Genomic DNA, 7,105 nt, shown 5'->3' with positions numbered 1-7,105 from the left:
GGGCGGCCCAGTAGCCGAGGCCGTGCGCCAGCTCGGCGACGCGCGGCGCGGTCTCGCCGCCCGGGCCGAGGAGCGCCCGCACCGCGTGGCCGACGCGGATCACCGGGTGTGTGGAGCCGCCCGCGATGCCCGGCAGGAGCACCGGCCACCAGGCGGTGAGCACCTCGCGCCAGGGCCGCTCGGCCAGGGCGCGCTCGAAGTACGCGATCCAGTCCGCCGCGCGCCGCGGATCACCGAGCGCCGCGCGCCAGTCGGCGTCCGTGACCGGGGCGAGGCGGGCGGGCATGTCCTCCAGCTTGGCGCGGTAGTAGTCGAGCCAGCGGTGCACGGAGCGGGCCTGGCCGCCGTGCACCAGGGCCTCGACGGCCATCGGCCCGTGGTTGGTGAGCCGCCCGAGCCGCTCGGGCCCGGAGGCGTGCAGCCGCTGCAGGGCTTCGTCGAGGATGCCGCTGGTGTCGTTCATGGCGGCACGTTAGGCGGGGGTTCCGGGCGTCCGTAACGGTCCGCGGCCCTAGTCCGCTGGACCGAGCGGCCTCTCGTACCAGGCGACGTCCCAGTACCGCTGAAACTTCCTGCCGACTTCCGCGTACGTCCCTATGTGCCGGAACCCGAAGCGCTCGTGCAGCCGCACCGAGGGCTCGTTGGGCAGCGCGATCCCGGCGTACGCGCGGTGCAGGTCCTCGCCCGCGAGCGCGTCGAAGAGCGCCTCGTACAGGAGCGTGCCGACGCCGCGGCCGCCCGCGTCCGGGGCGAGATAGACGCTGACCTCGACGGAGGTCGCGTACGCGGGCTTGGGGCGCAGCGGGCTGGACGTCGCGTACCCGAGAATGCCGGATTTGTCCCGCTGCGCAACCATCAAGCGGTGCGGGCCGTCTTCAGGGTGGGAGAGCAGCCAAGGGCGGCGCTCTTCCGGCAGGAAAGAGACTGTGTCGAATGTGACGGCGGTCTCTCGGACGTAGTGGTTGTAGATGTCGGTGAGGGGCCCGAGATCGGCCTCGGTTCCCGGTCTGACCTGCACCTCTTTACGTTCCGACGGCAACTGACCTCCCTCTGTGGCGGCACAGGGTACTGCATGATCACAAAAACGGGCGCGCGGCTTGGGAATTCTGTCCGGATTCCAGTCGTTGTTTCCATCGGATGCAGGGCACCTGGGAGGGTGTGCCGTCCACCACAGGTCCGACCCCGGGCCACAGGTCCGTACAAGGACCACAGGTCCACCGTAGGGCCGACCACCGAAGGTCCATGCCGGACCACCGAAGGTCCATGCCGGACCGACCAGTGACAACCACGCAAGGGAGCACGCATGGCAACCCGTGCCGTCGCCCGTCGTAAGTCCGCCGACACCGGTCGGACCGACGCGGCACGCAGTGTTCGCGCCGTAGGCGGCGAGATCGCCGACCGCGACCTGGTCGGCATGTACCTCGACGAGATCGCGCGCACACCCCTGCTCGACGCCGCCAAGGAGGTCGAGCTGTCCCAGATCATCGAGGCGGGCGTCTATGCCCGGCAGATACTGGCGGGCGAGGTCGAGCGTGACGCCGAAGCCGCCGCCGGGTCCGCCTCGCGCGAGGAGCTCGAAGCCCTCGTCGCCGACGGCGAGCGCGCCAAGGACGTCTTCATCCGCTCGAACCTCCGCCTGGTCGTGGCGGTCGCCCGGCGCTATCCGCGCAGCGGCCTGCCCCTGCTCGACCTGATCCAGGAGGGCAACGCGGGCCTGGTCCGCGCCGTCGAGAAGTTCGACTACGCCAAGGGCTTCAAGTTCTCCACGTACGCCACCTGGTGGATCCGCCAGGCCATCACCCGCTCCATCGCCGACCAGTCGCGCACCATCCGGCTTCCCGTGCACCTGGTCGAGGAGCTCGGCCGGATCCGCCGCGTGCAGCGCGAGTTCAACCGCGAGCACGGCCGTGACCCGGAGCCCACGGAGATCGCCGCCGAGCTCGCCTCCACGCCGGAGCGCGTGGTCGACGTCCTGGACTGGGCCCGCGACCCGGTCTCGCTGAACATGTCGGTGGACGACGAGGGCGACACCCAGTTCGGCGACCTCCTCGAGGACACCTCGGCCGTCTCCCCGGAGCAGTCCGTCCTCACGCTGCTGCGCAGCGAGGAGCTGGACGACCTGATCGGCCGCCTGGACCAGCGCACGGCCTCCATCATCAAGATGAGGTACGGCATCGACGACGGCCGCGAGCGCACGCTGACGGAGGTCGGCAAGGAGCATGGCCTCACGCGCGAGCGCATTCGGCAGATTGAGAAGCATGCGCTTCTGGAGCTGAAGAAGCTGGCCCGCGACACCGGGTTCGACGCGGCGGCCTAGGCCGGCCGGGGGCCGGGTGGCTTCGCCCCGCGCTCCGCGCGGGGATTTCTCCCACCCGCCCACCCTGAGAACCCACCGGCCTGCACGCGAAGCCCGTGCACCCGAACGTTGGGGGTAAACGGGTGGGCAGGTGGGAGAAACCCCGCGCGGAGCGCGGGGCACCCCCACCGGCGGGCAGCCGGACCTCAACCGGTACCCGAGGCGGCCTCGGTCAGGCGGACCCCCAACTCGCGTACGCGAGCCACCAGTTCCTCCGGCCCGCGCACAGCGAACGCGCACTCGACCCAGATGAGCCGCGCGGCAACCCACTCCACGGGCTCGGTCACCGTCGCCCGCAGCCGGCATCGGTCGGCGCCCTCGGCGACCAGTTCGCCGAGGGAGGCAGGCAGCCGCCCGCCCACTCGCTCCGGCGGAGCGTGGAACTCCACGTCCACCTCGTACGCGACGGACTCCTGCGGCCGCGCAAGCACACTCCGCCGCACATACGCCTCCGCGCTCCCGCCCGGCAGCATCCGCGGCGCGAACCGCGCTCCCGTGGCGAACGGCTGCGACACCCGGTCCACCCGGAACGTGCGCCAGTCCTGCCGCTCCAGGTCGTACGCGACCAGATACCAGCGCCGTCCCGTGGCCACGAGCCGGTGCGGCTCGGTGAGCCGCCGCGACGGCGTCCCGTCCTTCGCCTCGTAGGCGAACCGCAGCTGCTCGTGCGCGGCCGTCGCCGACGCCATCACCGTCAGCGTCTCGGGCGCGATCCGCGCCCCGTCCCCGCTGGTCAGCGACATGGTCGCGGCGCCGAGCGCGGACACCCGGTGCCGCAGCCGCGACGGAAGCACCTGCTCCAGTTTGGCCAGCGCCCGCACGGACGCCTCCTCCACGCCGTCGACGGCGTGCCCGGCCCCGGCCCGCAGCCCCACCGCGATGGCCACCGCCTCCTCGTCGTCGAGGACCAGCGGCGGCATCGCCTTCCCGGCGACCAGCCGGTAGCCGCCGCACGCCCCCTGCGTCGCCTGCACCGGATAGCCGAGCTCCCGCAGCCGGTCGACGTCCCGCCGCACGGTGCGGCGGCTGACGCCGAGCCGCTCCGACAGCTCACCGCCGGGCCACTCGCGCGGTGTCTGCAGCAGCGAGAGGAGCTGCAGCAGCCGCGCCGGCGTGTCCGTACTCATGAGGGGCCTCCCGCCACCGTGATCCCGAACCCGGTTCCGAAACCTGATCCGGAACCTGTCCCCAGGGTGCCGTACAACTAGGTCATGATCTGACCTATTGGCCTTCTAGCCTTACGGCATGACTTCTTCACCCAGCAGCACCCCCGTGTCACAGGGATCGGACCGGCGCCGCTGGTTCGCCCTCGCGATCGTCATGACGGCCGCCTTCATGGACCTGGTGGACGTGACGATCGTGAACGTCGCGATCCCGTCCATCCAGCGGGACGAGGGGGCCTCGTTCAGCCACATCCAATGGATCACCGCGGGGTACGCGCTCGCGCTCGGCGCGGGCCTGATCACCGGCGGGCGGCTCGGCGACATCTACGGCCGCAAGAGGATATTCCTCCTCGGCATCACCGGCTTCACCGTCGCCTCCGCGCTCTGCGGCTTCGCCGTCAACCCGGACATGCTGGTGGCGTCCCGCATCCTGCAAGGCGGCATGGCCGCGCTGATGGTGCCGCAGGTCCTCTCGATCGTGCACGCGACCTTCCCGGCGCACGAACGAGGCAAGGTCTTCGGCCTGTTCGGCATGGTCGTCGGCCTCGGCGCGGTCTCGGGACCGCTGCTCGGCGCGCTCCTGACGGAGTGGAACCTCTTCGGCCTCGAATGGCGCCCGATCTTCCTCATCAACCTGCCGGTCGGCATCGCGGGCCTGCTCCTCGGCCGCAAGTTCATCGAGGAGTCCAAGGCGCCGAAGGCCCTCAAGCTCGACCTGGTCGGCGTCGTCCTGGTCACGGTGGGCGCGCTGATGCTGCTCTACCCGCTGACGCGCGGGCGTGAGCTGGACTGGCCGGTGTGGGGGTACGTGATGATGGCGGGCGCGCTCGTCGTCTTCGGCGCCCTCGTGGCGTACGAGAAGCACAAGACCAAGAAGGACGGTTCGCCGCTCATCGAGCTCTCGCTGTTCAAGGTGAAGAGCTTCGCCGGTGGCATCGCCGTGCAGACCGTGTTCGGTGTCTCGCTCGGCATCTTCTTCCTGGTCTGGACGATGTACATGCAGGTCGGCCTCGGCTGGAGCGCGCTGCACGCCGGTCTGACGGGCGTGCCCTTCTCCATCGCGGTGTCCGCCGCGGCCGGGCTCTCCGTGCAGCAGCTGGTGCCGCGGTTCGGCCGCAAGGTCCTTCAGGCCGGTGCGCTGACCATGGCCGCGGGTGTCCTCATCTACATCTGGGAGGCCGACCGGTACGGCGCCGGGATCGCGTCCTGGCAGATGGCGCTTCCGCTGGTCGTCATGGGCCTCGGCATGGGCCTGATCGTGGCGCCCCTGACGGACGCGATCCTCTCCGATGTGCCGCGTGAGCACGCCGGTTCGGCGTCCGGCCTCCTCAACACCGTCCAGCAGATGGGCAACGCGTTCGGCCTCGGCCTGGTGTCCGTCGTCTTCTACGGCGTCATCGACGAGAAGGTGACCCCGGACCGGATCCCCGCCGAGTACATCAACGGCTTCGAGCACGCCCTGTGGTGGGTCGTGGCGGTCCTCGTCGCCATCTTCCTCCTGATGCTGGCCCTCCCGAAGCGGCCCAAGCAGCACATCGAGGGCGCGCAGGACTCCGGCGACGAGGCGGGTGCCCCGGCCGAGGACGCGGTGAAGTCCCGCGAGCCGGCACTGACGCCCTGAGCCTGCACCGCTCTGCGGCGCGACAGCCCCACCCCGACACGGGGCGGGGCTGTCGCGCTTTCCCGGTACCCGGGGACCGAAGCCCACCCCGCACAGGAGATCAAAGCCCGAACATGCCCACTCGATGTCCGAGTGTGTTTACTTCCCGGAAATGGGGACGTACGCTCCGGGGGAACCCACACAACCGGGCAGAAAGCAGGAGGCCCCCAGCCATGTACGGCCCAGAGCGCCAGCAGGAAATCCTGCGCCTCGCCCGCGAGGGAGGCCGCGTCGACGTCCTCTCCCTCGCCGCCGAGTTCCAGGTCACCGCGGAAACCATCCGCCGCGACCTGAAGGCCCTGGACCGCGCCGGGCTCCTGCGCCGCGTGCACGGCGGCGCCATCCCGGCCGGCAGCCTGGCCTTCGAGCCCGACCTCGCCGAACGCGAGACCACGGCCGCCGACGAGAAGGACCGCATCGCCCGCGCCGCCCTCGCCGAACTCCCCGCCGAAGGCAGCGTCATCCTCGACGCGGGCTCCACGGTGGCCCGCCTGGCCGCCGCCCTCCCGCTGGGCGCGGAGCTCACGGCCGTCACCCACAGCCTCCCCACGGCGGCCCGCCTCGCCGACCACCCCGGCCTCCAGCTCCACCTGGTCGGCGGCCGCGTCAGGCACCGCACCCGCGCCGCCGTCGACGCCTGGTCCCTGCGGGCCTACGGCGAGATCCGCGCCGACGTCCTCTTCCTCGCCGCCAACGGCTTCTCCGCCGCCCACGGCCTGACCACCCCCGACCTGGCCGAGGCCGCCGTCAAGCGCGCCGCCGTCGCCGCCGCCCGCCGCGTCGTCCTGCTCGCCGACTCCGCCAAGCACGGCCAGGAGCACTTCGCCCGCTTCGGCGACCTCGCCGACGTGGACCTGCTCATCACGGACACCGGCCTGAGCCCGGCCGACGCCGCCGCCATCGAGAAGGCGGGCCCGGAGGTCGTACGCGCATGATCCTCACCGTCACCCCCAACCCCTCCCTCGACCGCACCTACGAGGTCCCCGCCCTCGACCGCGGCGAGGTGGTCCGTGCCACCGGCGACCGCATGGACCCCGGCGGCAAGGGCGTGAACGTCTCCCGCGCCGTCGCCGCCGCGGGCGTGCGCACCCTCGCCGTCCTCCCGCTCGGCGGCGCCCCCGGCGACCTCGTCGCCAGGCTCCTCGACGAGCAGGGCATCGAGGTCGCCCCCGTCCGCGTAACCGGCCAGACCCGCTCGAACATCTCCGTCGCCGAACCGGACGGCACCCTCACGAAGATCAACGCGCCGGGCCCCGAACTGACCCCCGCGGAGCGGGAGTCGCTGCTCACCACCGTCGGTGAGAAGTCGCCGGGCGCCGACTGGATCGCCTGCTGCGGCAGCCTCCCGCGCGGCCTCGCCCCCTCCTGGTACGCCGACCTCGTCGCCCGCTGCCACGCCGCCGGCGCCCGGATCGCCCTCGACACCTCGGGCCCCGCCCTGCTCGCCGCCCTCGCCGAGCGCCCCGACGTGGTCAAGCCCAACGCCGAGGAGCTCGCCGAAGCCGTCGGCCGCCCCCTCGCCACCGTCGGCGACGCCGTCAAGGCCGCCGAGGAACTGCGGGAGCGGGGCGCCCGCGCCGTCCTCGCCAGCCTCGGCGCGGACGGCCAGCTCCTCGTCGACGACTCCGGTACGTACTTCGGCAGCGCCCGCGTCGATGTCGTACGCAGCAACGTCGGCGCCGGCGACAGCTCCCTGGCCGGTTTCCTCATCGCGGGCGGCACCGGCCCCGCCGCCCTCGCCTCGGCCGTGGCGCACGGCGCCGCCGCGGTCCGGCTCCCCGGCAGCGCCATGCCCACGCCGTCCGACCTGTCCCCGGCCGCCGTCACGGTCACGTCCGACGTCCCCCTGGACCGCGCCCTGACGGAACCGGCCCCATGATCCCCGTCCCCGCCCTCATCCCCACACCCCGGGGGATACGCGTGCGA

At 72.2% G+C, this 7,105-nt stretch carries 7 protein-coding genes; 4 read left to right on the top strand and 3 right to left on the bottom strand.

What is annotated here, in order from left to right; all coding sequences use genetic code 11:
• Both STRAU_RS09210 and STRAU_RS09205 read right to left on the bottom strand, forming a co-directional pair.
• Positions 1–463, bottom strand: a 463-nt coding sequence (locus STRAU_RS09210; RefSeq protein WP_037658365.1) for a questin oxidase family protein, incomplete at its 3' end; no start/stop codon positions are given.
• A 48-nt stretch (positions 464–511) separates the two neighbouring features.
• Positions 512–1,039: a GNAT family N-acetyltransferase gene (locus tag STRAU_RS09205; RefSeq protein ID WP_037658363.1), complete on the bottom strand. Its 528-nt coding sequence runs from the start codon at positions 1,037–1,039 to the stop codon at positions 512–514.
• Between the two features lie 264 nt (positions 1,040–1,303).
• Here STRAU_RS09205 and STRAU_RS09200 point away from each other — a divergent pair, with 264 nt between their 5' ends.
• On the top strand, positions 1,304–2,317 hold the full coding sequence (locus STRAU_RS09200; protein ID WP_016639998.1) for a sigma-70 family RNA polymerase sigma factor: 1,014 nt from the start codon (positions 1,304–1,306) through the stop codon (positions 2,315–2,317).
• Positions 2,318–2,502: 185 nt separating this feature from the next.
• On the opposite strand, the gene STRAU_RS09195 is transcribed toward STRAU_RS09200, so the two are convergent.
• A complete protein-coding gene (locus STRAU_RS09195; RefSeq protein WP_016639997.1) occupies positions 2,503–3,483 on the bottom strand; it encodes a helix-turn-helix transcriptional regulator in 981 nt (326 codons plus the stop codon).
• A 118-nt stretch (positions 3,484–3,601) separates the two neighbouring features.
• Here STRAU_RS09195 and STRAU_RS09190 point away from each other — a divergent pair, with 118 nt between their 5' ends.
• From STRAU_RS09190 to pfkB, 3 genes are all read left to right on the top strand, one after another.
• Positions 3,602–5,140: an MFS transporter gene (locus STRAU_RS09190; RefSeq protein WP_037658361.1), complete on the top strand. Its 1,539-nt coding sequence runs from the start codon at positions 3,602–3,604 to the stop codon at positions 5,138–5,140.
• Positions 5,141–5,352: 212 nt separating this feature from the next.
• Positions 5,353–6,114: a DeoR/GlpR family DNA-binding transcription regulator gene (locus STRAU_RS09185; RefSeq protein WP_016639995.1), complete on the top strand. Its 762-nt coding sequence runs from the start codon at positions 5,353–5,355 to the stop codon at positions 6,112–6,114.
• Entirely contained in the window at positions 6,111–7,058 is a 948-nt protein-coding gene (pfkB, locus tag STRAU_RS09180) for a 1-phosphofructokinase (protein WP_016639994.1), read from the top strand. The genes STRAU_RS09185 and pfkB overlap by 4 nt, the downstream gene beginning before the upstream one ends.
• Positions 7,059–7,105: the final 47 nt, after the last annotated feature.

This window comes from Streptomyces aurantiacus JA 4570, assembly GCF_000414115.1.
GTDB classification, from domain to species: Bacteria; Actinomycetota; Actinomycetes; order Streptomycetales; family Streptomycetaceae; genus Streptomyces; species Streptomyces aurantiacus_A.
The sequence above is the reverse complement of the archived record's forward strand: the minus strand, read 5'-3'. Positions and strand labels throughout refer to the sequence as shown.